Source organism: Sulfuricystis thermophila, from assembly GCF_004323595.1.
GTDB lineage: Bacteria > Pseudomonadota > Gammaproteobacteria > Burkholderiales > Rhodocyclaceae > Sulfuricystis > Sulfuricystis thermophila.
In genome coordinates this window covers 392436-419064 of sequence record NZ_AP019373.1, presented here as the reverse complement: position 1 = coordinate 419064, position 26629 = coordinate 392436, and the positions used below count along the sequence as shown (strand labels likewise).

At 63.6% G+C, this 26629-nt stretch carries 24 protein-coding genes; 8 read left to right on the top strand and 16 right to left on the bottom strand.

The genetic code is table 11. The features are described 5' to 3' along the window. Positions 1 to 70: 70 nt before the first annotated feature. On the top strand, positions 71 to 2299 hold the full coding sequence (locus M52SOB_RS02175) for an arginine/lysine/ornithine decarboxylase (protein ID WP_131110366.1): 2229 nt from the start codon (positions 71 to 73) through the stop codon (positions 2297 to 2299). Here M52SOB_RS02175 and M52SOB_RS02170 read toward each other — a convergent pair. The 10 genes from M52SOB_RS02170 to M52SOB_RS02125 all read right to left on the bottom strand — a co-directional run bounded on the left by M52SOB_RS02170 (position 2275) and on the right by M52SOB_RS02125 (position 12901). Next, positions 2275 to 2766, bottom strand: coding sequence for a dihydrofolate reductase (locus M52SOB_RS02170; protein WP_172601722.1), 492 nt, complete (start codon positions 2764 to 2766; stop codon positions 2275 to 2277). The two genes, M52SOB_RS02175 and M52SOB_RS02170, sit on opposite strands and share 25 nt — an antisense overlap. Continuing rightward, positions 2763 to 4214: a glycogen synthase GlgA gene (glgA, locus tag M52SOB_RS02165; protein WP_348542197.1), complete on the bottom strand. Its 1452-nt coding sequence runs from the start codon at positions 4212 to 4214 to the stop codon at positions 2763 to 2765. The genes M52SOB_RS02170 and glgA overlap by 4 nt, the downstream gene beginning before the upstream one ends. Next, a complete protein-coding gene (pgi, locus tag M52SOB_RS02160) occupies positions 4211 to 5842 on the bottom strand; it encodes a glucose-6-phosphate isomerase (protein ID WP_131110363.1) in 1632 nt (543 codons plus the stop codon). The genes glgA and pgi overlap by 4 nt, the downstream gene beginning before the upstream one ends. Before the next feature lie 7 nt (positions 5843 to 5849). After that, on the bottom strand, positions 5850 to 8411 hold the full coding sequence (glgP, locus tag M52SOB_RS02155; RefSeq protein ID WP_131110362.1) for an alpha-glucan family phosphorylase: 2562 nt from the start codon (positions 8409 to 8411) through the stop codon (positions 5850 to 5852). 98 nt (positions 8412 to 8509) lie between these two features. After that, positions 8510 to 9814, bottom strand: coding sequence for a glucose-1-phosphate adenylyltransferase (gene glgC / locus M52SOB_RS02150; RefSeq protein ID WP_131110361.1), 1305 nt, complete (start codon positions 9812 to 9814; stop codon positions 8510 to 8512). Between the two features lie 108 nt (positions 9815 to 9922). Beyond that, positions 9923 to 10303: a DUF2934 domain-containing protein gene (locus M52SOB_RS02145; protein WP_131110360.1), complete on the bottom strand. Its 381-nt coding sequence runs from the start codon at positions 10301 to 10303 to the stop codon at positions 9923 to 9925. Between the two features lie 88 nt (positions 10304 to 10391). Further along, positions 10392 to 11312: a glucokinase gene (glk, locus tag M52SOB_RS02140; RefSeq protein ID WP_131110359.1), complete on the bottom strand. Its 921-nt coding sequence runs from the start codon at positions 11310 to 11312 to the stop codon at positions 10392 to 10394. A gap of 10 nt (positions 11313 to 11322) precedes the next feature. Then, the gene (locus M52SOB_RS02135; RefSeq protein ID WP_131110358.1) at positions 11323 to 11715 is read right to left on the bottom strand and encodes a type II toxin-antitoxin system VapC family toxin; all 393 of its coding nucleotides are present in this window, start codon (positions 11713 to 11715) and stop codon (positions 11323 to 11325) included. Beyond that, positions 11712 to 12035 (bottom strand): type II toxin-antitoxin system Phd/YefM family antitoxin, encoded by a 324-nt coding sequence (locus tag M52SOB_RS02130; protein WP_131110357.1) that lies wholly within the window; start codon positions 12033 to 12035, stop codon positions 11712 to 11714. The genes M52SOB_RS02135 and M52SOB_RS02130 overlap by 4 nt, the downstream gene beginning before the upstream one ends. A 71-nt stretch (positions 12036 to 12106) precedes the next feature. Next, complete coding sequence (locus M52SOB_RS02125; RefSeq protein WP_131110356.1) at positions 12107 to 12901, bottom strand: thymidylate synthase; 795 nt, start codon at positions 12899 to 12901, stop codon at positions 12107 to 12109. A 27-nt stretch (positions 12902 to 12928) separates the two neighbouring features. Here M52SOB_RS02125 and M52SOB_RS02120 point away from each other — a divergent pair, with 27 nt between their 5' ends. After that, positions 12929 to 14365 (top strand): M17 family metallopeptidase, encoded by a 1437-nt coding sequence (locus M52SOB_RS02120; protein ID WP_131110355.1) that lies wholly within the window; start codon positions 12929 to 12931, stop codon positions 14363 to 14365. Here M52SOB_RS02120 and mog read toward each other — a convergent pair. Then, positions 14319 to 14873, bottom strand: coding sequence for a molybdopterin adenylyltransferase (mog, locus tag M52SOB_RS02115; RefSeq protein ID WP_131110354.1), 555 nt, complete (start codon positions 14871 to 14873; stop codon positions 14319 to 14321). The two genes, M52SOB_RS02120 and mog, sit on opposite strands and share 47 nt — an antisense overlap. Continuing rightward, the gene (yjgA, locus tag M52SOB_RS02110) at positions 14863 to 15348 is read right to left on the bottom strand and encodes a ribosome biogenesis factor YjgA (protein WP_284155165.1); all 486 of its coding nucleotides are present in this window, start codon (positions 15346 to 15348) and stop codon (positions 14863 to 14865) included. Before yjgA ends, mog begins: the two co-directional genes overlap by 11 nt. A gap of 33 nt (positions 15349 to 15381) precedes the next feature. Between yjgA and pmbA the strand changes: the two genes are divergently transcribed. Together pmbA and M52SOB_RS02100 are read left to right on the top strand one after the other, a co-directional pair. Further along, positions 15382 to 16734: a metalloprotease PmbA gene (pmbA, locus tag M52SOB_RS02105; protein ID WP_131110353.1), complete on the top strand. Its 1353-nt coding sequence runs from the start codon at positions 15382 to 15384 to the stop codon at positions 16732 to 16734. Positions 16735 to 16821: 87 nt separating this feature from the next. Further along, on the top strand, positions 16822 to 17901 hold the full coding sequence (locus M52SOB_RS02100; protein ID WP_131110352.1) for a TRAP transporter substrate-binding protein: 1080 nt from the start codon (positions 16822 to 16824) through the stop codon (positions 17899 to 17901). 101 nt (positions 17902 to 18002) lie between these two features. Here the strand turns inward: M52SOB_RS02100 and M52SOB_RS02095 are convergent, their stop codons facing one another. The 3 genes from M52SOB_RS02095 to M52SOB_RS02080 form a co-directional block, all read right to left on the bottom strand. Further along, a complete protein-coding gene (locus tag M52SOB_RS02095; protein ID WP_284155260.1) occupies positions 18003 to 18956 on the bottom strand; it encodes a group II intron reverse transcriptase/maturase in 954 nt (317 codons plus the stop codon). A gap of 857 nt (positions 18957 to 19813) precedes the next feature. Beyond that, entirely contained in the window at positions 19814 to 21541 is a 1728-nt protein-coding gene (locus M52SOB_RS02085) for a TRAP transporter large permease (protein WP_131110351.1), read from the bottom strand. Further along, positions 21538 to 22188 carry a TRAP transporter small permease subunit gene (locus tag M52SOB_RS02080; protein ID WP_131110350.1) on the bottom strand — a complete coding sequence of 217 codons (651 nt, stop codon included), beginning with the start codon at positions 22186 to 22188 and terminating at the stop codon, positions 21538 to 21540. Before M52SOB_RS02080 ends, M52SOB_RS02085 begins: the two co-directional genes overlap by 4 nt. A 167-nt stretch (positions 22189 to 22355) precedes the next feature. On the opposite strand from M52SOB_RS02080, the gene M52SOB_RS02075 reads away from it, so the two are divergent. The 4 genes from M52SOB_RS02075 to ribD are packed head-to-tail and all read left to right on the top strand — an operon-like array spanning position 22356 to position 25890. Next, positions 22356 to 22979, top strand: coding sequence for a histidine phosphatase family protein (locus M52SOB_RS02075; RefSeq protein ID WP_131110349.1), 624 nt, complete (start codon positions 22356 to 22358; stop codon positions 22977 to 22979). A gap of 44 nt (positions 22980 to 23023) precedes the next feature. After that, on the top strand, positions 23024 to 24268 hold the full coding sequence (gene glyA / locus M52SOB_RS02070; RefSeq protein ID WP_131110348.1) for a serine hydroxymethyltransferase: 1245 nt from the start codon (positions 23024 to 23026) through the stop codon (positions 24266 to 24268). A gap of 3 nt (positions 24269 to 24271) precedes the next feature. Continuing rightward, positions 24272 to 24745: a transcriptional regulator NrdR gene (gene nrdR, locus M52SOB_RS02065; protein WP_131110347.1), complete on the top strand. Its 474-nt coding sequence runs from the start codon at positions 24272 to 24274 to the stop codon at positions 24743 to 24745. Positions 24746 to 24771: 26 nt separating this feature from the next. Then, entirely contained in the window at positions 24772 to 25890 is a 1119-nt protein-coding gene (gene ribD, locus M52SOB_RS02060; protein ID WP_284155164.1) for a bifunctional diaminohydroxyphosphoribosylaminopyrimidine deaminase/5-amino-6-(5-phosphoribosylamino)uracil reductase RibD, read from the top strand. Here the strand turns inward: ribD and M52SOB_RS02055 are convergent. Further along, entirely contained in the window at positions 25868 to 26629 is a 762-nt protein-coding gene (locus M52SOB_RS02055; RefSeq protein WP_131112391.1) for a HesA/MoeB/ThiF family protein, read from the bottom strand. The two genes, ribD and M52SOB_RS02055, sit on opposite strands and share 23 nt — an antisense overlap.

The following is a 26629-nucleotide window of genomic DNA, read 5'->3' as shown; positions in this document are numbered from 1 at the left end:
CGCACTCTGACATCGATGACCCGCCGCCGGCTGCCCGGGGCGGGTCTTTGCTTTTCAGGAGAGAATCCAGATGCGTTTTCATTTTCCGGTCATCATCATCGACGAGGACTTCCGCTCGGAGAACGCCTCGGGGCTCGGTATCCGCGTGTTGGCCGAGGCGATCGAAAAAGAGGGGCTCGATGTGCTCGGCGTCACCAGTTATGGTGATCTCGCCTCCTTCGCCCAGCAGCAGAGCCGCGCCTCGGCCTTCATCCTGTCGATCGACGACGAGGAGCTCGCCAACGAGGCGGAGAAAACCATCGCCGAACTGAGAGCCTTCGTCTCCGAGATCCGCTTCCGCAACGCCGAGATTCCGATCTTCCTGCATGGCGAGACGCGCACCTCACGGCACATTCCGAACGACGTGCTGCGAGAGCTCCACGGCTTCATCCACATGTATGAGGACACGCCGGAGTTCATCGCCCGCTATGTGGTGCGCGAGGCGCGCGCCTACCTCGACGCGCTGCCGCCGCCCTTCTTCCGCGCACTGACGCACTATGCCGCCGACGGCTCCTATTCCTGGCACTGTCCTGGCCACTCTGGCGGCGTCGCCTTCCTGAAATCGCCGGTCGGTCAGATGTTCCACCAGTTCTTCGGCGAGAACATGCTCAGGGCCGATGTCTGCAATGCCGTCGAGGAGCTCGGCCAGCTGCTCGACCACACCGGTCCGGTGGCGGCCTCCGAGCGCAACGCGGCGCGTATCTTCAATGCCGACCATCTTTATTTCGTCACCAACGGCACCTCGACCTCGAACAAGATCGTCTGGCACTCGACCGTCGCCCCCGGCGACGTGGTGATCGTCGACCGCAACTGTCACAAGTCGGTGCTCCATGCGATCATCATGACCGGGGCGATCCCCGTGTTCCTGATGCCGACGCGCAACAACTACGGCATCATCGGGCCGATCCCGAAGAGCGAGTTCGAATGGAAGAATATCCAGAAGAAGATCGCCGCCCACCCGTTCGCTTCGCAGGTCGAGGGCAAGCCGCGGGTGCTGACGATCACCCAGAGCACCTACGACGGCATCCTCTACAACGTCGAGGAGATCAAGGAAATGCTTGACGGCAAGATCGACACGCTGCACTTCGACGAGGCGTGGCTGCCACACGCCGCCTTCCACGAGTTCTATGGCGACTATCACGCGATCGGCGCCAATCGTCCGCGCTGCAAGGAGTCGATGGTGTTCTCCACCCAATCGACGCACAAGCTGCTCGCCGGCCTCTCGCAGGCTTCGCAAATCCTCGTCCAGGACGCCGAACACCACAAGCTCGACCGCGACGTCTTCAACGAAGCCTATCTGATGCACACCTCGACCTCGCCGCAATACGCGATCATCGCTTCCTGCGATGTCGCCGCGGCGATGATGGAAGAGCCCGGCGGCACCGCCCTGGTCGAGGAATCGATCAAAGAGGCGCTCGATTTCCGCCGCGCGATGCGTAAGGTGGAAAAAGAATTCGGTAGCGACTGGTGGTTTACCGTCTGGGGACCGAAAGACCTCTCCGAGGAAGGCATTGAGGAACGCGAAGCCTGGATGCTCAAACCCGGCGAGCGCTGGCATGGCTTCGGCAAGCTCGCCAAGGGCTTCAACCTGCTCGACCCGATCAAGGCCACGGTGATCACGCCGGGGCTCGATGTCGATGGCGATTTCGCCGACTGGGGCATTCCTGCGGCGATCGTCACCAAGTATCTCGCCGAACATGGCGTGATCGTCGAGAAGTGCGGCCTCTATTCATTCTTCATCATGTTCACCATCGGCATCACCAAGGGCCGCTGGAACACGATGGTGACCGAGCTGCAGCAATTCAAGGATGATTTCGACAAGAACCAGCCACTGTGGAAAGTGCTGCCCGAGTTCGTCGCCAAATATCCGCGCTACGAGCGCATCGGTCTCAAGGACCTCTGCGCGCAAATCCATGGCGTCTACAAGGCCAACGACATTGCCCGACTGACCACCGAGATGTATCTGTCCGACATGGTACCGGCAATGCGCCCGGCCGATGCTTTCGCCAAGATGGCGCACCGCGAGATCGAGCGCGTGCCGATCGACGCGCTCGAAGGTCGCATCACTGCGGTGCTGCTCACGCCCTATCCGCCGGGCATTCCCCTCTTGATCCCGGGCGAACGCTTCAACGCGACGATCGTGCGCTACCTGAAATTCGCCCGCGAGTTCAATGCCCGTTTCCCCGGTTTCGAGACCGACATCCACGGCCTCGTCAAGGAAAACGGCAACGGCTATTACGTCGACTGTGTCCGCTCGTAAGTGACGAAGGCGTAAGCCAGTCCGTTTGCCGAGCGGCCAGCGACACGCCCTATCTCGCGCCATTCGGCACGGTCGAGGGCAGGAAAGTACGCATCGCCTTCGATGTCGGCATCGATCTCGGTGAGCTCCAGCCGATCGGCGAGCGGCAGGGCATGAGCGTAGAGCTCGGCGCCGCCGATCACGAATGCCGTCCCGCCAGCGCCGAGTTTCACGGCTTCATCCAGCGAATGGACGACCTCCGCGCCGGGCGCCGCATAGTCGACGTTGCGCGTGACGACGACGTTGCGCCGGTTCGGCAGCGGCCGGAACTTCGGCGGCAGCGATTCCCAGGTCTTGCGGCCCATGATCACCGTGTGTCCCAGGGTGAGCGCCTTGAAATGCGCCATGTCTTCCGGCAGACGCCAAGGCAAGGCATTCTCTTTGCCGATCACGCCGTTTTTCGCCACGGCGGCGACAATGACGATCATTGCGGACGCAGGCTCCGATAGAGATCGAGATACCGTTGCGCCGGCTGTGCCCAGCCGAAGTCGCATCCCATGCCGTTTTGCTGCAATGCGCGCCAGTTCTGCTCATCTTGCCAGCAGGCGACCGCACGGCACACCGTATCGAACAACGCCTCGGCCGTCGCCGGCCCGCAGACGAAACCGTTCGCGCTGCCCGCAGCGAGTGTTTCGGGCGTGCAATCGGTCACCGTGTCGGCCAGTCCGCCGGTGGCGCGCACCAGGGGGGGTGTGCCATAGGCGAGGCTGTACATCTGATTCAGGCCGCAGGGCTCGAAACGCGAGGGCATCAGGAAACAGTCCGCGCCCGCCTCGATACGATGCGCGAGAGGCTCACTGAAGCCGATGCGCACCGCGACCTGGCCCGGATGGCGCTCCGCCAGCGCGGCGAAGGCCTCTTCCAGCGTCTTGTCGCCGCTGCCCAGCACGACCAGTTGCGCCGCTAGGGCGACGAGGGCATCCCCGATCGCGGCCACCAGATCGAGGCCCTTCTGATGCGTCAGCCGGCTCACCACGCCAAAGAGCGGGCGATCATCGTGTTCCGCCAGGCCGAGTTCGCGTTGCACAGCGCGCTTGCATTGCGCCTTGCCGGCGAGATGTTCGCGGTCGTAATGCGCCGGCAGGTGGATATCGGTCGCCGGATTCCAGACTTCGGTATCGATGCCGTTGAGGATGCCCGTGAGCTGTGCAGCGCGGCTGCGCAGGAGGCCCGCTAGCCCCATGCCTTCCGCTTCGCTCTGGATCTCGCGTGCATAGGTCGGACTCACGGTCGTGAGCCAGTCGGCATGGCGCAGGCCGGCCTTGAGAAAGGACAGATGGCCGTAATACTCGACGCCGTCGATGTGCCAGTCCTTGCCCGTCAGCCCAAGATCGTCGAGCCGCTGGGCGGCAAATACTCCCTGGAAGGCGAGGTTGTGGATCGTCATCACCGAGGCGGCACCGCCCGGCTCGTAAAAACGCAGATAGTAAGGCCCAAGCCCGGTCTGCCAGTCGTTGCAGTGGAGGATGTCGGGACGCCAGTCGAGCGGCGAGGCATTGCCGGCCAGCCGCGCCGCAACCCTCGAAAGCAGCCCGAAGCGCAGATGGTTGTCGAGCCAGTCGCGGCCCTCGGGACCGAGATAAGGATTGCCCGGCCGGTCGAAGAGCGCGGGGCAATCGAGCAGCAAGAGCGATGGAGTGCCGGCAGCTTGCACGAGGAACAGCTCTGAGGCCGGCAGCTGGCCGCCGAATGCAGGCAGACGGATGACCGGCCGTGCATCGGGAAACGCCGCGGCGAGCGCCGGATAGTGCGGCACCAGCACACGCACGTCGCAGCCGGCCTGCACCAGCGCGGGGGGCAGCGCCGCCGCGACGTCGCCCAGGCCGCCGGTCTTGACCCAGGGGGCGATCTCGGGAGTGACGAACAGGATCTTCATGGCCGGCATGCGGCGATCAGGCCCGCGGTGGAGCTGTCGACACCCTCGATCTCTGCCTTGCCCTCGATCATCGGCAACAGGGAATTGGCGATCTGCTTGCCATACTCGACACCCCACTGGTCGAAAGCGTCGAGATGCCAGAGCACGCCGAGCGTAAACACCTTGTGCTCGTACATCGCGATCAGCGCGCCGAGGGTGAAGGGATCGAGCCGCGGCAGCAAGAGCGTCGTCGAAGGCTGATTGCCGGGGAAGATCTTGTAAGGCGCCAGGAAGTCGGGCGCGGGGGCGCCGGCGGCCAAGAGCTCCGCGCGTGCCTCGGCTTCGGTCTTGCCCTTCATCAGCGCGGCGCTCTGCGCGAAGCAGTTGGCGAGCAGCTTCTCGTGATGGCCGGGGAGCGGATAGTCGGGCGTGCGACAGACGATGAACTCGCAGGAGAGCGCGCGTCCGCCCTGATGCAGGAGCTGATAGAAGGCATGCTGGCCGTTGGTACCCGGCTCGCCCCAGACGATCGGCAGCGTCGGGCAGCCGACCGGCTTGCCGTCGCGGTCGATCTGCTTGCCGAGGCTTTCCATCTCGAGCTGTTGCAGATAGCGCGGCAACAAACCGAGCGACTGGCTGTAGGGCAGCAGCGCGCGCGTCTGCAGGCCGATGAAATCGGCATTCCACAACTCGATCAGCGCCAACAGCGCCGGCAGGTTTTCGAGCGGCGGCGCGGTGAAGAAGTGCTCGTCCATCGCCCGCGCGCCGGCCAGCAGCGCTTCGAAGCGCTCGAAGCCGATCGCCAGCGCCAACGGCAGACCGATCGCCGACCACAGCGAGAAGCGTCCGCCGACCCAGCCCCAGAATGCAAAGGCATTCTGTGGATCGATGCCGAAGGCAGCCACCTTGTCGAGCGCGGTCGACACCGCGACGAAGTGGCGCCCCACCGCCGCAGCGCCCAACGCGCCGCTGAGCCAGTTGCGCGCCGAAACGGCGTTCTGCATCGTCTCCTGGGTCGTGAAAGTCTTGCTGGCAATGATGAACAGCGTGGTGCGCGGATCGAGACCGGCCAGCGTCGTGGCCAGATCGGCGCCATCGAGGTTGGCGACGTAATGCACACGCAGATGCGGCATGCGAAAGGCGGCAAGCGCCTGCGTCGCCATGCGCGGACCGAGATCGGAACCGCCGATGCCGATATTCACCACATCGGTGATCGGCTCGCCGGTGGCGCCGCGCCATTGACCGGCATGCACGGCGGTGCAGAACCTGCGCATCTTCTCCAGCACCGCGAGCACATCGGGCATCACGTCTTGGCCGGCGACACGGATCGGTGCCGCATCCGGTCCGAGATTGCGCAGGGCGATGTGCAACACCGCGCGGTTCTCGGTGTGGTTGATCGGCTCTCCAGCGCGCATCCTGGCAATCCAGCCCGGCACGTCGGCGGCATGCCACAGATCGGCGAGGAGTGGCAGCGTATCCGGTGTGATGCGCTGCTTGGACAGATCGAGCAGCCAGTCCTTCCAGCGCACCGACAAGCGCGCGAAGCGCGTCGGGTCATGCGCGAACAGGTCGCGCAGATGTACGTCGCGCAGCCCATGCGCATGGCGCTCGACATGCTTCCAGGCGGGGGTGTTCAGGATCGGCGTCATTGCACGCTCACAGCCACAGCATCATGCCCATCTCGAAGGGATGGGTGAGCAGCTCGTGATGGGGATAGACACGCAGCCGATAATCGAGCTTACCGCACACGTCGGGCGTGAAATCGAGCGCGAAGATGCTGTCGCCATGCTCACCCGGGCCGCGGTATTCAAGCAATAGCTTGCGCGGCGGCCGCGTGCGGCTGTCGGTGCCGGGACGCGACAGCAGCAATTCCACCGCCACGTCCTGCGGCGCCAGACCATCGAGATGCACGGCCAGTTCGAAGTGCAGGCTGGCGCCATAGGGGATACGCTTCACCGGCGTGTCGAGGCGCCGTAGCCGGACTTTTGGCCAAGCCAGGCGCACTTTCTGCTTCCAGGCTGCCAGCGTGCGCGCGGCAGCATAATCGTCGGCGCTCTTCCTGCGCCACTGTTGGTCGGCGGGCGCATAGAACTTGTGCAGATACTCACCGACCATGCGCTGGGAATTGAAGCGCGGCGTGATCGTCGCGATCGAACGCTTGGCCATCGCGACCCAGCCGGGCGAATAGCCCATCGGACCGCGCGCGTAATAGAGCGGGATCACCTTGTCCTGCAGGGTCTCGTAGAGCGAGCGGCCTTCTTCCTGATCGCGCCGCTCCTCGTCGAGCGTTCGCGAGGCAGGCTTGATCGCCCAACCATTGGCGCCATTCTCATCCTGGTGGAAACCTTCGCCCCACCAGCCGTCGAGCACCGACAGGTTGATGACGCCGTTCATCGCTGCTTTCATGCCGGAGGTGCCGGAGGCCTCGAGCGGATAGACAGGGTTGTTCAACCAGACATCGACGCCCGAGACGAGACGGCGCGCCAAGCGCAGGTCGTAACCTTCGACGAGCAGGATGTGGCCTTCGAATTCCGGCATCTGTGCCACTTCATGGACGCGCCGGATCAATGCCTGACCGGGCTGGTCGGCCGGATGCGCCTTGCCGGCGAAGATGAACAGCACCGGCCGCTCCGGATTGCAGATCAGGCGTCGCAACAGCTCCAAATCGCGGAACAAGAGCGTGGCGCGCTTGTAGGTGGCAAAGCGGCGTGCGAAGCCGATCGTCAGTACGTTGGGGTTTTCCGCATCGGCGAGCTGCAGCAGTCGATCGATGTGCGCCTGCGAACACTGGTTGCGCGTGTATTGCTCGGTGATCCGATGACGTACCAAGTAGAGCATCTCCGCCTTGATCGACTGGCGGATGCTCCAGAAAGTGTGATCGGGAATCGCATGCACCTGCGCCCAGGTCTGCGCATCGGTGAGTCGCTGTCGCCAGGCCGGGCTCAGCACGCGATCGAAAGTATCGTGCCAATGGTCGGACAGAAAGGTGGGCACATGTACGCCGTTGGTGACGTAGTCCATCGGATTTTCGTCCACTTCGATCTGCGGCCACAGCTTGCGGCAGATTTCCGCTGAGACGTCTCCATGGATGCGCGACACACCGTTCTGGAAACGTGAGCCGCGGATCGCCAGGCCGGTCATATTGAATTCTGGCGTGTCGTCGATGCGCCCCAGCGCCAGCAGGCTGCCGACTTCGCAACCCATGTCGTGGCAGCACTCCTCGAAATACCGGCGGATCATCTCGTCGGCGAAATGATCGTGTCCGGCCGGCACCGGCGTATGGGTGGTGAACACCGTATTGCTGGCGACTGCCTCGAGCGCCGCGTCGAAATCGAGACCGGTCCGGATCAGGTCGCGCATGCGCTCGAGCACCAGAAAGGCAGCATGGCCTTCGTTGATGTGCCAGACGGTCGGCTTGAGCCCCAGCGCGGCGAGCGCGCGCACGCCGCCCATGCCGAGCACGATCTCCTGCTCGATGCGTGTGGTGCGATCGCCGCCATAGAGCTGGTGGGTGATATCGCGGTCGTGAGGCGAGTTCTCCTCGAGATCGGTATCGAGCAGATAGAGCGAAACGTGACCGACGCGCACTTTCCAGACCTTGGCCCACACATCGCGGCCCGGCAGTCGCACGGCCACCTTCAGGTCGCCCCCCCCGGGCCCGGCGACCGGGGTGACCGGCAGATCGTCGAAGTCGGCGTCGTTGTAAAGGGCGTGCTGACGCCCCTCGCCGTCGATGCTCTGCAGGAAATAGCCTTGGCGGTAGAGCAGGCCGACGCCGACGAAGGGCAGGTTCATGTCGCTCGCCGTCTTGCAATGGTCACCGGCGAGGATGCCCAGACCGCCGGAATAGATCGGCAGGCTCTCATGAAAACCGAATTCGGCGCAGAAATAGGCGATCAGCGCCCCATCCGGCAGCTGATGCCCCTGCTCGCGGCGCAGGTTGTCGTGATAAGTATCGTAGGCCGACAGCACATGGGCGAGCGCACCGAGAAACACCGGGTCTTCCGCCGCTTCTTCGAGCCGGCGCTGGTCGACGCGTTTGAGAAAGGCCTTTGGACTATGGCCGACCGCACCCCATAGCTTGCTGCCGAGACGCGCGAACAAGGTGCGCGTGGGCCGATCCCAGCTGTACCAGAGGTTGTTGGCAAGCTCCTCGAGGCGCGCGAGGCGTGGCGGGAGCTTGGGATTGATTTCGAGTTGGAACAAGGTACCAGCCATGTCGTTATCCGTTTTTTTCGAGTGGTGGCGGCGATTTTACGTTTCCCCTGCCAAAGGTCTGCCGCAGCAGGGTGAAAGACGGATCTTTGCCCGCGTAATCAGCGAATATGGTGGATTCTCTGCCCGAGCATTTCCGGCGTCACCAGGCAGATCCCCTTCGGCGTGACGTGGAAACGCTTGCGGTCTTCTTCCGGGTCATAGCCGATCACCATGCCCTCGGGCACCTTGCAGTTCTTGTCGATCACCGCGCGGCGGATCTTGCAGTGGCGACCGATTTCGGCATTCGGCAGGATCACCGAGTCTTCGACCTGCGCCCAGCTGTGCACGAACACGCGCGAGAACAGCAGCGATCGCCGCACCACGGCGCCGCTGATGATGTCGCCGCCAGAGACCAGCGAGTCGATCGCCATGCCGCGGCGCCCCTCGTCGTCGAAGACGAACTTGGCTGGCGGCAGCTGCTCCTGATAGGTCCAGATCGGCCAGTCTTCGTCATACATGTTGAGCTCGGGTGACACCTTGGTGAGCTCAATGTTCGCCTCCCAGTAAGCATCCACCGTACCGACGTCACGCCAATAAGGCACGCCACTTTCCGGGATGCCGACGCAACTTTCGACGAAGTCGTGGGCAAAGGCCCGGTAACGGCCGATGATGTGCGGGATGACGTTCTTGCCGAAATCGTGGTCGGAATGCGGATCGTCGGCATCGCGGATCAACTGCTCGTAGAGAAAGGCGGCGTTGAAGACATACACGCCCATGTTGACCAGCGCGCGGTCCGGCCGACCAGGGATCGAGGCCGGCTGCTTCGGCTTCTCGATGAAGCTGACGATACGGCGCTCCTCATTGACGCCCATCACGCCGAAGGCGCTCGCCTCCTCGATCGGCACGTCCATGCAGGCGATGGTCAGATCGGCCTCGGTCTGCACATGCTGCGCGAGCAAGCGGCCGTAATCCATCTTGTAGATGTGGTCGCCCGAGAGGATCAGCACATATTTCGGCTCGTTGCGGCGCAACAGGTCGATGTTCTGGAACACCGCATCCGCCGTGCCCTGATACCAGTCCTCGCTGATCTGCTGCTGGGCGGGCAGCAAGTCGATGAACTCGTCGAAGCGGCCGTCGAGGAAGCTCCAGCCGCGCTGCAGATGGCGGATCAGGCTTTGCGCCTTGTATTGCGTCGCCACGCCGATGCGGCGGATGCCGGAATTCACACAGTTCGACAGCGTGAAATCGATGATGCGGAATTTACCGCCGAAAGGCACGGCGGGCTTCGCGCGCCAGTCGGTGAGCTGCATCAGCCGGCTGCCGCGACCGCCGGCGAGGATGATCGCGTAGGTCGAGCGGGTCAGATGACTGACGAAACGACCATGCGGCGCATGCGAGTCGTTGAGAGGCAAATCGTGTTGCATAAATCACTCCCTGTTGTCCTTTCCCTGGCAAGCCCGCTGCATCGTTTGTCTTGTTGCGCCATGGGCGCACTCCCTCTGGCGGGCGGGAGCAGTTGCCCAGGGTGGGTATTATGGCTTGAGAATCCCTTCGCGCAGCAGGCGATCGATTTCGGCCTCGGCCTGCACCCAGTCGTCCATCTGGCTACCGCCTTGGAAACCGCGGCGCTCGGCGATGTAATAGGCCGCCACTTCGACATACAGCCTCCGTTGCTCTGGCGTCAGCTCGGGCATCGCTGGCGGTTGCGCGGCTGCCGGAGCGACATCGGCTCGCTTCGCGGCTGGTGTCTTCGGTTTCGCAGTCTTTTTCCCTGCGGTGGTCTTCGCCGCCGCTGACTTCTTTGCAGCAGTGGCCTTGGCCGTATCTCCAGACTTCACGGTGGTCTTCGGCTTGCTGCGGGTGCTGCCGGTCTTCTTTACCGGCTCGTCGGTCGTTTTGGTGGATGTAGCCATGGCTTGGGTCTCCTCGCTGGATGATGTGTCATCGACTTGTCAAAATCCACCCTTATACACCTTGCATGTGACGGAATGTTGACAACGGTCAACGAAACGCGCCGCTTCGCAAGGCGGCGGCCGCCCCCTGCAAACCAATATCCGGGGCCGTCACTACCGAGACGGGCATGCGGCGCACCAATTCCGCATGCTCGGCTTTGTCGTTGAAAGCGGCAAGAAAACCGCTGGTGCTCAGCTCGGACAAAAGATGCTGCGTCACGCCACCAGCGAGGAACACACCCCCGTGCGCAAGCACTGCCAGCGCCATGTCACCGGCAAAGGCGCCGTAGGCGGAAAAAAACACTTCGAGCGAGCGCTGCGCTGCCGCGTCGTTTTGTCGCGCCCGCGCGACGACCGCCGCCGGGTCGAGCGACTCGCCGGCGAGGATGCGGTGGATGTTCGCCAGTCCCGGTCCGGAAATCACGCGCTCTGCCGTGACACGGCCGTACTCGGTCTGCAGCGCGCGCCACACCTGCCATTGCGTCTCGTCCGCTGGCGCAAAGCCGATGTGCCCCCCTTCGCTGGGCAAAATGCGGCCGCCAGCGATGATCGCCATCCCCAGCCCGGTGCCGGCGCCGAGAACCAGTTTCACGCCCTCCTCGTGTGGCTCGCCTGCCTGCAAGAGGCACGTCTGCTCTGACTTCAGCGCCGTGACGCCATGGGCGACCGCGGCAAAGTCGTTGATCAGCCACAGTGGCCCCAGACCAAAGCGGGTTTCCAAAGCAGCGCCATCGATCGTCCATGGCAGGTTGGTCACCTTCGCCGAGCGTCCATCGTCGGCTACCGGGCCGGCCACGGCGAGACACCCTTCCTCGATGGGGGCGTCGATGTCACGCAGATACGCGGCCAGCAGATCATCGAAACGCGCAAACTCGGCGCTGGCGAGACGGCACCGCTGACGAATCACGCCGCGCTCATCGACGAGCGCCATCAGCACCTTGGTCCCGCCGATGTCGCCGATCAGCTTCATGCCGGCATGCTCACCACTGCGTCATTACCGGATACTGAGCGATCGATGGATCCGGCGTCAGAATCGTCATCTGCTCGGCGATCGCCTGGCAAACCAGCATGCGGTCGAAGGGGTCGCGGTGAATCTCGGGCAACTTGTCGAGCAGCGCGCTCGCTTCCGCCGTCAGCGGCAAAAGGTCGATGCGATGCCGACGGCAAGCCTCCTGCACATAGGGCCAGGGCAACATGCCGCCCGGCAGCCGCAGCCGGCCGAGCCTGTGCTTGATGGCGATTTCCCAGGCGGATACCGCCGACAACCACACGCCGGCGCCAGGGCGGGAAAACAGCGTGCGCGCCGTTTGCGAAACGCGCCCCGGGTTGCTGGCGATCCAGATGAAGGCACAGGTATCGAGCAGCAACCTCATTTGCCGTAAGAGCGGGTCGCCGGCTCGGCCGCTTTGAGGACGCTCTCGTCGAGATCCTTGAGCAGACGGTCCGAGAGCTCTCCGTTGAACGATGCCAAGAGGTCTTCTGGCAAAGGCGCGAAAAAGCCATCCGGAATCTCATAACCCTCTTCGCTCGGCCCCAGGCCGATTGGGCGCGGCTCGCTATTGACTTTCGGCAGCGGCACCAACTGGGCGATCGGCACGTTGCGGCGGCAGATTTGCACGATTTCGCCGGCTTCGACCGCCGCGAGATATTCGGAAAGCTTGGCCTTCGCTTCGTGAGTATTGATCGTGATCATAGTCTTGCTCCTAGGCCAAGATATGACCAACTATAAGCCCCTGATCGACCGATGTCCAGCAAGAAAATCTTTCAAACCGCCACCGGCGCCGGGATATGCGGATGCGGGTCGTAGCCTTCGAGCGTGAAGTCCTCGAAGCGGAAGGCGAAGATGTCCTTCACCGCCGGATTGAGATTCATCGTCGGCAGCGGGCGAGGCTCGCGTGTCAGCTGCAACCGGGCCTGCTCAAGGTGATTGCTGTAAAGATGCGCATCGCCCAGCGTATGGATGAATTCCCCTGGCCGATAACCGCACACTTGCGCGACCATCATCGTCAGGAGCGCATAGGAGGCGATGTTGAAAGGCACGCCGAGGAAGATGTCGGCGCTCCTCTGGTAGAGCTGGCAGGAGAGCTTCCCGTCGGCGACGTAGAACTGGAACAACGCATGACAGGGCGGCAGCGCCATCCGGTCCACATCGGCCGGGTTCCACGCCGTGACGATGTGGCGGCGTGAATCCGGGTTCTTCTTCAGTCCCTCGATGAGTTGCGCGATCTGGTCGATCTCCTGGCCATCACGTCCCGGCCAGTGGCGCCACTGGTGGCCATAGACGGGACCCAGATCGCCGTTGGCATCGGCCCACTCGTCCCAAATGGTCACCTTGTTTTCCTTGAGGTAGGCGATGTTGGTGTCGCCGCGCAGGAACCAAAGGAGCTCGTGGATGATCGAGCGCAGGTGCAGCTTCTTCGTCGTCAACAGCGGAAAGCCCGCTGACAAATCGAAGCGCATCTGCCAACCGAACACCGACCGGGTGCCGGTGCCGGTGCGATCAGACTTCGCGTGCCCGTGTTCGAGCACATGCCGCATGAGATCGAGGTATTGACGCATAATCCGACTGATTATACGGAGCCCCTCATGATTGCATTGCCCAAGCTTTCCATCGCCGCCACGCCACGCGGCCAACACCGCCTGATCCTGATTCCCGCCGGCAAAACGCTGCCGGCCGACTTGCCCGACGGCAGGTTCTGGGAAAGTCTCCTCAAACGGAAAGGAATGAAAGCGGCGGAGCTTACCAAGACGCCGCTTGCCGCCGATCTGCCCGACGGCACGCGCGCGGCGCTCTTCGCCTGCGCCCCGGAAAAGTCGCGCTTCGAGCGGCTCACCGGCCTGCGCAAGGCCATCATGCCGCTCTTGGAAGAGTCGCCTAAAACGCTGGCCATCGTGCCGCTTAGCGTCGCTGACGATGCGCTTGCCGATGCGCTCTATGTCGCGCTGGTGAATGGCGTGCCGCTGCCGCAGCAGAAGAAGAAGGCGCCCAAGCCGCTCGCCGAAATCGTCTTGCCGTGCCGTCCCGCCAGCGCCGACTTTTGTCTCGCCGCAGCGCGGGCGAACCTGTTGGCGCGCGCGCTCACGGCGCTCCCACCCAACCGGCTCGACCCTTCGCACTACCGCGCGCGGCTGCGGCAGCTCGCCAAGGAACAGGGCTTCGACATCGAGGAATTCGATTTCAAGAAGCTCAAGAAAATGGGCGCCGGCGCATTCTGCGCCGTGGCGCAGGGCTCCGATGGCGACGGCGGCGGCGCCGCGATCGTGCATCTTGCCTGGCGTCCGAAGAAGGCCATGAGACGCGTTGCACTGGTCGGCAAGGGTATCTGCTTCGATACCGGCGGGCACAATCTCAAGCCGGCGAAATACATGGCCGGCATGCACGAGGACATGGCCGGCTCGGCAGTCGCGCTCGCCCTTCTCTGCGCTGCGGCGGAACTTTCGCTGCCGATCGCCATCGACTGCTGGCTGGCCATCGCCAGGAACCACATTTCGCCGACGGCCTACGCGCAGGGCGACATCGTCAAGGCGATCGACGGCACGACGATCGAGGTCGTGCATACCGACGCCGAGGGACGCATGGTGCTCGCCGACACCCTGGCGCTGGCGGCGAAGCGCCAACCGCAGCTGATGATCGACTTCGCCACCCTCACCGGCAGCATGATCACCGCGCTCGGCACGCGCTATGCGGGCGTCTTCGCCACGAGCGACGAACTCGCCGGGCAGGCGGTGCGTGCGGGACGGGAAAGCGGCGAGCGCGTCTGCATCTTCCCGCAGGACGAGGATTACGAGGCGGCGCTCGAATCGAAGGTGGCCGACATCAAGCAATGTACGCTCGAGGGCGAGGCCGATCACATCCTCGCGGCGCGCTTCCTCTCCCGCTTCGTCGGCCAAACGCCTTGGCTGCACGTGGATCTCTCCGCGGCGAGCTGCCAGGGGGGACTGGGCGCGGTGGCGACCGACACCACCGGCTTTGGCGTCAATTGGGGGCTGGCTTTATTGCAGACTTGGGCCGGAACGCCTTGACCACGGCCTCATTCGTTTCGATGTACGGCCCGCCGATCAGGTCGATGCAATAGGGCACGGCGGCGAAAACGCCGTCGAGTGTTTCCTTGATCGCCTTGGGCTGACCCGGCAGGTTGAGGATCAGGCTCTTGCCGCGAATCACCCCGACCTGCCGCGAGAGGATCGCGGTCGGCACGTATTTGAGGCTCACCGCGCGCATTTGCTCGCCAAAGCCCGGCATCACCTTGTGCGCCACCGCGAGTGTGGCCTCGGGCGTCACATCGCGCGGCGCCGGACCGGTACCGCCGGTGGTGAGCACTAGGTGGCACCCCACCTCGTCGCACAGTTCGATCAGCGTGGCTTCGATCACGGCTTGCTCGTCGGGAATCAGCCGGCTTTCCATGCGCCAGGGGGATGCAAGCGCCGCAGAGAACCACTCCTTGAGCGCCGGTATCCCTTTGTCCTCATAGACGCCGGAGGAGGCCCGGTCGGAAATCGACACCAGGCCGATCAACAATTCATTGTCCATCGAGTTCCCTCAATACGCGGAAGAGTTCGCGAAAAGCGCGCGGGGGTTTACCCAATTCCTGTTCCTTGAGTGCATTGCGGCGCAGCTGGCGCAGCTTTTGGAGATCGGCATCCGGGTGTGTCGCTGCGATTTCGCCGATCACTTTTTCATCGGCGAGAAAGCGCGCGCGCAGGCGTTCGAGCGCGTGCTGGCGCGCGTTGGCGACGGCGGAGACGCCCCGGATGTCGTCGAGCGCCGCGCGAATCGGCTCGGCATCGAGATTGCGCATCAGCCGGCCGATGTACTGCAGCTGACGGCGGCGTGCCTCGTGCTGGGTGAAACGCTGCGCATCCCGCACGGCATCGCGCAGGTCTTCGGGCAGTTCGATTTTCTTCAACTGCTCGGCCGAGAGGGCGACCAATTGCTCGCCGAGATCTTGCAGCTCGGTCATTGCGCGCTTGATCGCGCTCTTGCTGGGTTTTTCGAGTGTGTCCACGGGTAAGATTATAGTTTTCACTTTAATTATCCCATGTCAGAGTTTTCCTTTTCCGCCGACGACTTGCGCGAACTGGCCGCCGATGTGTTGCGCCATGCCGAGCGGCTCGGCGCCTCCGCCTGCGAAACCGATGTCTCCGAAGGCATCGGCCAATCCGTCACCGTCCGCAAAGGCGCGGTCGACACCATCGAATTCAACCGTGACAAAGGGATCGGCGTCACCGTCTATCTCGGCAAACGGCGCGGGCACGCCTCGACCTCGGATTTCTCGCCAGCATCGCTCAAAGCCACCGTCGAGGCAGCCTTGTCGATCGCCCGCTTCACTGCCGAGGACGATGCCGCGGGCTTACCGGAAGCCGAGTGGCTTGCCACACCGCAGCAGGCGGCGCTGGATCTCGATCTCTACCATCCCTGGAGCTTGTCCGTCGAGCAAGCGATCGACAGGGCTCGCCGCACTGAGGCGGCGGCTTTTGCGGTGAGCCCTTGGGTGAGCAACTCGGAAGGGTCGACCGTCTCGACCCACGCATCGCATTTCATCTCGGCCAACAGTCTCGGCTTCATGGGCGGCTACCCTTCGACACGCCATTTCATCTCCTGCGTGCCGATCGCCCAACATGGCAATGACATGCAACGTGACGACTGGTATTCCGGCCACCGCGATCCGCGCGATCTCGCCACACCGGAAGCCATCGGCGAGTACGCCGCACGGCGCGCGCTTGCTCGCCTGGGGGCGAGGAAGCTGAAGACGCGCCAGTGCAAGGTGATGTTCGAGGCGCCGCTGGCGACGATGCTGATCGGCAGCTTCGTCCATGCCGCTTCAGGTGGCAGCCTCTACCGCAAGGCGAGCTTCCTCGTCGACGCGCTGGGCAAAAAGATCTTCCCCAAGTGGATGCGCATCGAAGAGCGGCCGCACCTGCCGAAAGGCCTCGCCTCCAGTCCCTTCGACGACGACGGCGTGGCGACACGCGACCGCACCGTCGTCGCGGACGGCGTCCTGCAAGGCTATTTCCTCTCGACCTATACTGCCCGCAAGCTGGGGATGCCAACCACCGGCAACGCCGGCGGCAGCCATAACCTGATCGTCGCGCCGAGCCCCGACGCCCCAGCCGATTTCGCCGGCCTGCTCAAGGACTTCGGGACCGGCCTGCTGGTCACCGAACTGCTCGGCCACGGCATCAACTACGTCACTGGCGATTACTCGCGCGGCGCGGCCGGCTACTGGGTGGAAAACGGCGAGATCGCCTATCCGGTGCATGAGATCACCATCGCCGGCAATCTCAAGGAGATGTTCGCCGGCATCGAAGCCATCGGCCGCGACGCCGTCACGCACGGCGCGCGCACGGTCGGTTCCATTGTGGTTAACCGCATGACGGTTGCGGGGCGCTGACGCTGCCGCGCCCTGTCTTTCGGTGTAGTATCGCGCGACCGGCCCGTATCGATGGGCCGCCCCGACAACCAAAAAAGGAGAAGATGTATGGAACGTCGCAAGTTTCTGCAACACGCCGGCATGGCCGGCATCCTCGCCACCGGCGCGGCGCCGGCCGTCCACGCTCAGCAGGCGGTCAGATGGCGCCTCACTTCGAGCTTCCCGAAGAGCCTCGACACCATCTACGGCGGCGCCGAAGTCATGGCCAACCGCGTCAAGGCGCTGACCGGCGGCAAGTTCGAGATCCAAGTCTTCGCTGCCGGCGAGATCGCCCCCGGTCTGCAGGCGCTCGACGTCACGCAAAACGGCACGGTCGAGTGCTGCCACACCTGTTCCTACTACTACGTCGGCAAGGACAAGGCCTTCGGCTTTGGCACCTCGGTGCCTTTCGGCATGAACTTCCGTCAGCTCAACGCCTGGTTCTACTACGGCGGCGGCGACAAGCTCCTGCAGGAGTTCTATAACGGTTACAACGTCCATCACCTCCTGGGCGGCAATACCGGCACCCAGATGGGCGGCTGGTTCCGCAAGGAAATCAACACGCTCGCCGACGTCAAGGGTCTCAAGATGCGCATCGCCGGCCTGGGCGGCGCGGTCTTCTCCGCGCTCGGCGCCGTGCCGCAGCAGATCGCTGGTTCGGACATCTATCCGGCGCTGGAAAAAGGCACCATCGACGCTGCCGAATGGGTCGGGCCGTATGACGATGAGAAGCTTGGCTTCTACAAGGTTGCCAAGAACTACTACTTCCCGGGCTGGTGGGAACCGGGCCCCGGCATCAACTTCTTCATCAACAAGGATGCCTGGGCCAAGCTGCCGAAGGAATACCAGGCTGCCATGGAAGCCGGCGCATATGAAGCCAACGTGACGATGATGGCCGAGTACGACCACAAGAATCCGACCGCTCTCGTCAAGCTGGTGCAAAACGGCGTCAAGCTCAAGAAGTACTCGGCCGAGATCATCAAGGCCGCCTATGATGCCGCCGTACAGCTCTACGCCGACGAATCGGCCAAGAATCCGGCTTTCAAGAAGATCTACGAGCCTTACCTCAAGTACCAGAAGATGACCAACCAGTGGTTCGCCGTCGCCGAGCTGGGCATGGACACCTTCCTGCAGCAGCACATCAAGTAAGCCGGCCGCACATCGGGATAGGGGCGGTCAGGATACCTGACCGAGCCCCTCCCAAACCACCCGGCATGCGGGTCCGCACCGGGCGGTTCGAGCAGTTGAGGTCATGAGAGTCGGGGTAGGCCAAGTTGGTCGAAATAAGCAATGGTCAGCACCCGTTGGATGTCGCCCATGCTGTTTCGCCACCAACAACGTGCGTTCTGCGCCACCCGCGTTGCCACCTGCTCAGTCGCGCCCAGTTTGGTCAGTTCCCGGTAGATCGTGCTTCCTCGCCGCCATTGTTTGAGTTGAATCGCCCGCAATCGGTGGCGTAGCCATTCGTCCAGCGTGCGCCAGACTGTTGGCGTCTGCGCCATCCCGAAGTAGGCTTTCCAACCCAGTAGATAAGGCTTCAGCTTGTCGATGACCTCCGCCATGCTGCGCCCGCCCGAGCGCCGGGTCAGTTGCCGCACCCGTTGCTTGAACGCCGCCATCGGCTTGTCAGCCACCCTGCGCTTGACCCCGTCCTTGGCAAACCAGAAGCTGTATCCCAGAAACTTTCTGCCCTTGACGCTCGCCACCGCGCTCTTGGCCTCGTTGACCTTGAGCTGTAGTTTGGCGTAGCACCGACGCAGCAGCGCCATCACCCGCTCGCCTGCCTTCTGGCTGCGTACATACACGTTGCAGTCATCAGCATAGCGTGCGAAGCAATGACCGTGCTTTTCCAACACCTTATCCACTTCATCGAGCATCACGTTCGCCAGTAACGGACTCAGCGGCCCGCCTTGCGGTGTGCCCTGATACCGTTCCAGCACCACGCCATCGCTCATGATGCCGCTGTTCAAGTACGCACGGATCAGCCGGATGATCCCGGCGTCGTCGATGCGCTTGCGCAGTCGGTCTATGAGGATGTCGTGATTGACGCGATCGAAGAACTTCTCCAAATCAACGTCCACCACGATCCTCCGACCGGATTGGATGTAGCCCTGCGCCGCAAGGATCGCGTCGTGGGCTCGCCGTCCCGGTCGGAAGCCGTAGCTGTGCTCGCTGAATGTCGGGTCCAGTATCGGTTGCAGCACTTGCAGCAATGCTTGGCTTCCTCAGCCGATCCGTCACCGTCGGGATGCCGAGCTCACGCTCGCCGCCCTCCGGCTTCGGGATCATGATCCGTCGTACCGGACTGGGCCGGTACGTCCCCCGCAGCAGTTGGTCCCGAATCTTCGGCCACGCCGTGACCAGATGACGGGCCGTCTGTTCAATATCCAGACCGTCCACGCCAGCGGCCCCTTTGTTGGCTCTGACCCGCTTCCAGGCCCGCTGCAGGTTCTCTCTCGTCAGCACCGCTTCGAGCAGCGCTGACCCTGTGCTCTCGGTGTCTTGTCGCGGGTTGTCCGCTTCGTCGCTGACAGGATCACGCCCGGCTTCACCGTGCGCTACGCCCGCCCGCTCTGCTGGCGCAGACTTCTGACGCAGTGCGTTCAACATCGACATGGTCTCGAACACTTCTACTCGTTCGGCCCTTCGCCCCTTTCCGGCAGCTACTACGGCCTCTGCTGACTTCTCGCTCCGGCTCATCACCGTCGCCCTTTCAGGCACAAGGCGAGATCTCCCCGGGTAAGAACGCACTCCTTCACTGCACAACCGCCGGATTTACGCCACCTCGCCTTGATCACGAGAGCTTCGCGGAATTGCGCCCGCTCGCCCTGCTCGGCAACGCCTTCTATCCGGTTCTTGTCCATCGGCTCGCAGCTTCGCTCCACGCTTCCTCCCCACACTCGGTCACCCTCATGCAGTTGCGCTTCGCTTCGTTCGCTGTGATCAACTTACGGGAGGACTTTCACCTCCAAGAGTGCGCCCGTGCCGGGCGCACGCAAAAAAGCCCTGCGCAGTGCGCAGGGCTTTTTTCATCCGCATATCACCAGAGGCAGTCCGGCTACTATTTCGTCGCTTCGGATTCGCGCAAGGCCTTGGTGATGGCGTCGCCATCGTTTGCCGTCCCGCCGGCGCCGACTTTCCCGGCCTCGCGCGCCGCATCGGCCGCCGCATCCTCGTCGAGCATCTGCTGGATGTCGATCATCGGCGTCTCGCCCTCGACATAAGCCGGCTTGTCGTGCCCCACTAGTTGGGGGAAGGCGATCACCAGGGCGACCATGATGATCTGGATGACGACGAAGGGGATCGCCCCCCAGTAGATCTGCCCGGTGGTCACCGGGGCCATCGTCTGGCCGGTGACGTGATCCTTGTAAGGCGAACTGGGCGCGACCGAGCGCAGATAGAAGAGCGCAAAGCCAAAGGGTGGGTGCATGAAGGAGGTTTGCATGTTGACGGCCAACACCACACCGAACCAGATCAGATCGATACCCAACGCCTCTGCCGCCGGCGCCAGCAAAGGAATGACGATGAAGGCGAGCTCGAAGAAGTCGAGGAAGAAGGCGAGCAGGAAAACGAGGATGTTGACGACGATCAGGAAACCGATCTCGCCGCCGGGCAAGTTGGCGAGCAGGTGCTCGACCCATTTGTGGCCGTCGACACCGTAAAAGGTGAGCGAAAAGACGCGCGCACCGATCAGGATGAAGACGACGAAGGTGGTGAGCTTGGCCGTCGAATCCATCGCCTGCTTGAGCAGGGAAAGATTTAAGCGTTTTCTCGACAAAGCCATGACGAGCGCGCCGGTGGCGCCCATCGCGCCGCCTTCGGTGGGGGTCGCCACGCCGATGAAAATGGTGCCGAGCACCAGGAAGATCAGCGCCAGCGGTGGAATCAGCACGAAGGTGACCCGCTCGGCCATTTTCGACAGCAGCCCTAGCTTCAAGGCACGGTTGATGGCGGCGGCGGCAAACGCCACCGCCATCGCGATCGTCATGCTGACGACGACGATCTCGTCGACATGCTTTTCCGCGGGCTGCCGCGACGCCCACCACCCGGCGATCGCTGTCGCCATCGCGAGCAGAACGATCAACGAGCGCGCACCGGAACGGCCGTTCGCTTCCCGGAAGGTGCGGGCATCGGGCGGCAGCGCCGGCGCCGATTTCGGGAAAATCAGCGCCATGCCGATCACATAGAGGAGATACAGCCCCGTCAGCACGAATCCCGGCACGAAAGCGCCCTTGTACATGTCGCCGACCGACTTGCCGAGCTGGTCGGCGATGATGATGAGCACCAGGGAGGGCGGGATGATCTGCGCCAACGTGCCCGAGGCGGCGATGACGCCCGAGGCGAGCCGCCTGTCGTAGCCGTAGCGCAACATGATCGGCAGCGAGATGAGGCCCATCGAGATCACCGAGGCGGCCACGACGCCGGTCGTCGCCGCGAGCATGGCACCGACGAAGATCACCGCGATCGCCAGTCCACCGCGCACCGGGCCGAAGAGTTGGCCGATGGTTTCGAGCAGATCCTCGGCCATGCCGGATCGCTCGAGGATCAGCCCCATGAAAGTGAAGAAGGGGATGGCCAAGAGCGTGTCGTTGTTCATCACGCCGCCGAAGATGCGTTCCGGCAGCGCCTGGAAGAAAGCCGGATGGAAGAGACCCAGCTCGATACCGATCAGGCCGAAGATGATGCCGTTGGCAGCGAGCGCGAAGGCGACTGGAAACCCGATCAGCAGGAAGACGACCAGCGAAGCGAAGATGATCGGCGCCATGTTGGCGATGAAAAATTCCGTCACTTCTGCTCTCCTTGCGGGTTCTCGATCATCTCATGGTTCATGTGCACGATGTCGGCGACCTCGGGCGCGACCTGATGCTTCCTGATTTCTGCCGCCAATTCCTCCTCGGCGGACGGCCCCGCGGCTTTTTTGAGCGGGTTGGGGGCGATGCCGGCAAGAAAGGCAACGCGCTTGATGAGTTCGGAGACGGCTTGCAGAATCAAGAGCGCAAAGCCGAGCGGCAGCAGTAAACGCACTGGCCAGCGGATCAGACCACCGGCGTTGGCGGACACCTCGCCGGAATGCCAGGCGTTCATGAACACCGGCCAGGATAGATACGCGATCAAGACCGCCATCGGCAAGAGAAAGACGAGGATGCCGAAAACGTCGATCCAGTTCTGCGCACGTTCGGAGAATCTCCCGGCGATGACATCGATGCGGATGTGCTCATTTTTCTTTAGCACGTAGGCGGCGCAGGCAAGGAAGATCGCCGAAAACAGATACCACTGGACCTCGAGCATCGCGTTCGAGCTCATGTTGAAGGCGAAGCGCGATACGGCGTTTCCGGCCGAGATCAGCACTACGACCAGGATCAGCCAGATCGCCGCGCGACCCACCGCTTCGTTGATGCGATCGATCAGCCGCGACAATTGCAGCAAGAAGTTCATTGGGTTACTCCTCCGTGGCGGCGCCATGGGCGATAATGGAGCCCAATGCGAGCTTTCCGCCCCTGTCCAAGCGCGATGGTCCCGAATGTTAACGGTTCGCGCCCCGTCTGGCCAACGGATTGTGGAAAGCCGCAAGCGGTGGCCACCATTGCCGATCTTCCCAAACCATGACCCGCCTCTGTCTGATCCGCCACGGTGAGACCGACTGGAACGCCGGCCGCCGCATCCAGGGCCAGCTCGACATTCCCCTCTCCGCACTCGGCCACGCCCAGGCGCGCGCCACCGCCAACGCGCTCAAGGACGAGGGCTTCGCGGCGATCTACACCAGCGATCTCACGCGCGCCCGCCAGACCGCCGAAGCCACCGCGCATCTCGCCCGCCTGCCGCTCCTCATCGATACCGGGTTTCGAGAGCGCCATTACGGCATTTTCCAGGGGCTCACCTACGAGGAATGCGAGGCGCGCCATCCGGCCGCCTATGCGCGCCACAAGACGCGCGATCCGCGTTTCGTCCCCGAGGGCGGGGAAAGCCTGCTCGATTTCGCCGCCCGGCTCGCCGTCGCTTTCGCAGCCGTAGTCGAACGCCATCCGCAGGAAAGCATCGCCATCTTCACCCATGGCGGTGTGCTCGACATCGCCTACCGGCAGGCCGCAGGCCGGCCGCTCGTCGCGCCACGCGATTTCGCCATCCCGAATTGCGGCATCAACTGGATCGAGATCGAGGCCGGCTGCTGGAGCCTGCTTTCCTGGGCCGAGCGGGAGCATTTGGATAGGCCGCTCGACGAACTCTGAACGGGTAGAATTCGTGCTTCAAGATCACTCCGACGGGATTCCCCATGTTCTCGAAACAAGACAGCCTCGCCAAGATCGACCCGGAAATCTATGCCGCCATCCGCCAGGAAAACCAGCGGCAGGAAGACCACATCGAACTGATCGCCTCGGAAAACTACGTCTCCTGGGCGGTAATGGAAGCCCAGGGCTCCCAGCTCACCAACAAGTACGCCGAAGGTTATCCGGGCAAGCGCTATTACGGCGGCTGCGAATACGTGGATATCGTCGAGCAGCTGGCGATCGACCGCGCCAAGGCGCTGTTCGGCGCCGAAGCGGCCAACGTGCAGCCGAATTCCGGCTCGCAGGCCAATCAGGCGGTGTTCATGGCCTTTCTGAAGCCCGGTGACACGGTGATGGGCATGAGCCTCGCCGAAGGCGGCCATCTCACCCACGGCATGGCGCTCAACATGTCCGGCAAGTGGTTCAACGTCGTTCCCTATGGACTGACCAAGGATGAAGCGATCGACTACGATCAGGTCGAACGGCTCGCCCATGAGCACAAGCCGAAGCTGATCATCGCCGGCGCCTCGGCCTATGCGCTGAAGATCGATTTCGAGCGTTTCGCGAAGATCGCCAAGGCGGTCGGCGCGATCTTCATGGTGGACATGGCGCACTATGCCGGGCTGGTGGCCGCCGGCTTCTACCCGAATCCGGTGCCGCACGCCGACGTGGTCACCTCGACCACGCACAAGACGCTGCGCGGCCCCCGTGGCGGCTTGATTCTGATGAAGGCCGAGCACGAGAAGGCGATCAACTCGGCGATCTTCCCGGGGCTGCAGGGCGGGCCGCTGATGCATGTGATCGCCGCCAAGGCGGTGGCCTTCAAGGGGGCGATGAGCAAGGAGTTCAAGGCCTATCAGGAGCAGGTGATCGAAAACGCCCAGGTGATGGCGAAAGCCCTCAAGCAGCGCGGCTTGCGCATCGTCTCGGGCCGCACCGAGAGCCATGTCTTTTTGGTCGACCTCACCGCCAAGAACATCACTGGCAAGGATGCCGAGGCCGCCTTGGGCCGCGCGCACATCACGGTGAACAAGAACGCGATCCCCAATGATCCGCAAAAGCCCTTCGTCACCAGCGGCATCCGCATCGGCACGCCGGCGATGACGACGCGCGGCTTCACCGAAATCGAGGCCGAAGAAGTAGCGAACCTGATCGCCGACGTGCTCGACGCGCCCAATGACGAGGCGGTGATCGAGCGCGTACGCAACGAAGTCGCCGCCTTGTGCAGGAAGTTCCCGGTTTACGGCTGAGCGATGCGCTGTCCTTACTGCAACGAGGACAATACCCAGGTCGTCGACACGCGTGAGAACGAGGAAGGCGACACCGTGCGCCGGCGTCGGCGTTGCCTCGCCTGTGAGAAGCGCTTCACCACCTACGAGCGTGTCGAGCTGCAATTGCCGCTGGTCGTCAAAAAGAACGGCAGTCGCGTCGAATACGATCGCGAGAAACTCAAGTCGAGCATGATGCTCGCGTTGAGGAAGCGCCCGGTCAGCTCGGAGAGCGTGGAGGCCGCGCTCGACCGCATCGAGGAAAAGCTCGTGCAGATGGCCGCGCGCGAAGTGGCTTCCGATCGCATCGGCGAGCTGGTGATGCGCGAACTGAAGAAACTCGACAAGGTGGCCTACATCCGCTTCGCCTCGGTATATCGCAACTTCGAGGACGTCGACGAGTTTTCCGAAGCGATCCGCGAGGTGAAGACCCCACGGCGTCGTTCCAGCAGCAAGTGAACTTCACGGCCGCCGACCATGCTTTCATGGCTCGCGCGCTGCAACTCGCGGCGCGCGGCCTTTACACCACCACGCCCAATCCGCGCGTCGGCTGCGTGCTGGTCAGGGACGGCACGATCCTCGGCGAAGGCTGGCACGAGAAGGCCGGCGGGCCGCACGCCGAGATCGTCGCGCTACGCAAAGTCGGCGCTGGCGGAAATCAGGACGTCCCGCCGGGCGCCGACTCACATCGAAAAGTCGGCGCTGGCGGGACGGCACGCGGTGCGACGGCCTATGTCACGCTCGAACCCTGCTCGCATCATGGCCGCACCCCCCCCTGCGCCGATGCGCTGATCGAGGCGGGTGTCTCGCGCGTCGTCGCCGCGATGCAGGACCCGAACCCGCTGGTCGCCGGCCAGGGGCTGGAAAAGCTGCGCGCAGCCGGCATCGAGGTCGCCTGCGGCCTGCTGGCAGACGAGGCGCGCGAACTCAACATCGGCTTTATCAGCCGCATGACACGCGGCCGGCCGTGGTTGCGGCTCAAGGTGGCGATGAGTCTCGACGGCAAGACCGCGCTCGCCAACGGCACCTCGCAATGGATCACCGGGCCGGACGCGCGCCGTCACGCGCACGGCTGGCGCGCACGCTCGTGCGCGCTGCTCACCGGCATCGGCACCGTGAAAGACGACGATCCGCGTCTGACGGTGCGCGACATCGACACGCCCCGCCAGCCGCTCAAAGTCGTCGTCGACAGCCGGCTCGAAATCTCACCCGGCGCAGCGATCCTCGAAAGCGGCCATTGCCTGATCGCCTGTGCGGTCGAGAATGCCGCAAAAGCTGCGCGGCTTGCCGCACTGGGCGCGGAAGTCGTCGTGTTGCCGAATGCCCAGGGCAAGGTCGACCTGGCCGCCTTGATGCAGGAGCTCGGCCGCCGCGGCATCAACGAAGTGATGGCCGAGGCCGGTCTGAAACTCAACGGTTCACTGTTGCGCGAAGGGCTGGTCGATGAACTGCTGATCTACCAGGCGCCGCTGCTGTTGGGCGATGCCGCACGCGGCATGGCCGATTTCGCCCATCTCACCGAGCTTTCCGCAGCGAAGCGTTTGCAGATCGTCGAGTGCCGTTGCGTCAGCGCCGACTTTTTCATCCGCGCGCGTTTCGCGTAGCACAGACGGCGCAGGCCGGATCGCGCGGCACGGCAATCGAGCGCCATTCCATCGCCAATCCGTCGAGCAGCAGCAGTCGACCGGCAAGCGGTTCGCCGCAGCCGATCACGAGTTTGAGCGCCTCCGCGGCCTGCATCGCGCCGACGATGCCGGTGATCGGTGCGAACACGCCCATCACCGCGCAGCGGACCTCCTCGACCTCCTCCGCTTCCGGAAACAGGCAGTGATAGCAGGGCGCATCGTCGCGCCGCGTGTCGAACACCGCGATTTGGCCATCGAAGCGGATCGCCGCACCGGAGACGAGCGGTTTGCGGTATTTGACGCAGGCGCGGTTCGCCGCGTGGCGGGTAGCGAAGTTGTCCGAGCAGTCGAGCACCACGTCGGCGGCCGCGACCTCCTCTTCCAGCCGCGCGCCGGCAAGCCGCTCTTGCAACGGAATGACTCGGCAGCCAGGGTTGATTTCGGCAAGCGTCGCGGCCCCCGAGAGCACTTTTGGTTTGCCGATCGAGGCCGTACGGTGCAGGATCTGGCGTTGCAGATTGGTCAGATCGACGGTGTCGCCGTCGGCAAGCGCCAGCGTGCCGATGCCGGCAGAGGCCAAATACAGCGCGGCCGGCGAGCCCAGCCCCCCGGCGCCGAGCACCAGCGCGCGGGCATCGATGAGCCGCTCCTGCCCCTCGATGCCGACCTGGGGCAGCAGGATATGGCGGCTGTAGCGCAGCAGCGCCTCGTCATCCAG

Bases quoted from the DNA above. Each gene is read 5' to 3' on its own strand.
- M52SOB_RS02100 (WP_131110352.1), top strand. From the start codon at position 16,822: ATGGAACGTCGCAAGTTTCTGCAACACGCCGGCATGGCCGGCATCCTC.
- glgC (WP_131110361.1), bottom strand. From the start codon at position 9,814: ATGCAACACGATTTGCCTCTCAACGACTCGCATGCGCCGCATGGTCGT.
- M52SOB_RS02075 (WP_131110349.1), top strand. From the start codon at position 22,356: ATGACCCGCCTCTGTCTGATCCGCCACGGTGAGACCGACTGGAACGCC.
- M52SOB_RS02145 (WP_131110360.1), bottom strand. From the start codon at position 10,303: ATGGCTACATCCACCAAAACGACCGACGAGCCGGTAAAGAAGACCGGC.
- M52SOB_RS02130 (WP_131110357.1), bottom strand. From the start codon at position 12,035: ATGATCACGATCAATACTCACGAAGCGAAGGCCAAGCTTTCCGAATAT.
- pgi (WP_131110363.1), bottom strand. From the start codon at position 5,842: ATGACGCCGATCCTGAACACCCCCGCCTGGAAGCATGTCGAGCGCCAT.
- mog (WP_131110354.1), bottom strand. From the start codon at position 14,873: ATGGACAATGAATTGTTGATCGGCCTGGTGTCGATTTCCGACCGGGCC.
- M52SOB_RS02175 (WP_131110366.1), top strand. From the start codon at position 71: ATGCGTTTTCATTTTCCGGTCATCATCATCGACGAGGACTTCCGCTCG.
- M52SOB_RS02120 (WP_131110355.1), top strand. From the start codon at position 12,929: ATGATTGCATTGCCCAAGCTTTCCATCGCCGCCACGCCACGCGGCCAA.
- glk (WP_131110359.1), bottom strand. From the start codon at position 11,312: ATGAAGCTGATCGGCGACATCGGCGGGACCAAGGTGCTGATGGCGCTC.
- glgA (WP_348542197.1), bottom strand. From the start codon at position 4,214: ATGAAGATCCTGTTCGTCACTCCCGAGATCGCCCCCTGGGTCAAGACC.
- M52SOB_RS02125 (WP_131110356.1), bottom strand. From the start codon at position 12,901: ATGCGTCAATACCTCGATCTCATGCGGCATGTGCTCGAACACGGGCAC.
- M52SOB_RS02135 (WP_131110358.1), bottom strand. From the start codon at position 11,715: ATGAGGTTGCTGCTCGATACCTGTGCCTTCATCTGGATCGCCAGCAAC.
- glyA (WP_131110348.1), top strand. From the start codon at position 23,024: ATGTTCTCGAAACAAGACAGCCTCGCCAAGATCGACCCGGAAATCTAT.
- ribD (WP_284155164.1), top strand. From the start codon at position 24,772: ATGGCTCGCGCGCTGCAACTCGCGGCGCGCGGCCTTTACACCACCACG.
- glgP (WP_131110362.1), bottom strand. From the start codon at position 8,411: ATGGCTGGTACCTTGTTCCAACTCGAAATCAATCCCAAGCTCCCGCCA.
- pmbA (WP_131110353.1), top strand. From the start codon at position 15,382: ATGTCAGAGTTTTCCTTTTCCGCCGACGACTTGCGCGAACTGGCCGCC.
- nrdR (WP_131110347.1), top strand. From the start codon at position 24,272: ATGCGCTGTCCTTACTGCAACGAGGACAATACCCAGGTCGTCGACACG.
- M52SOB_RS02080 (WP_131110350.1), bottom strand. From the start codon at position 22,188: ATGAACTTCTTGCTGCAATTGTCGCGGCTGATCGATCGCATCAACGAA.
- M52SOB_RS02170 (WP_172601722.1), bottom strand. From the start codon at position 2,766: ATGATCGTCATTGTCGCCGCCGTGGCGAAAAACGGCGTGATCGGCAAA.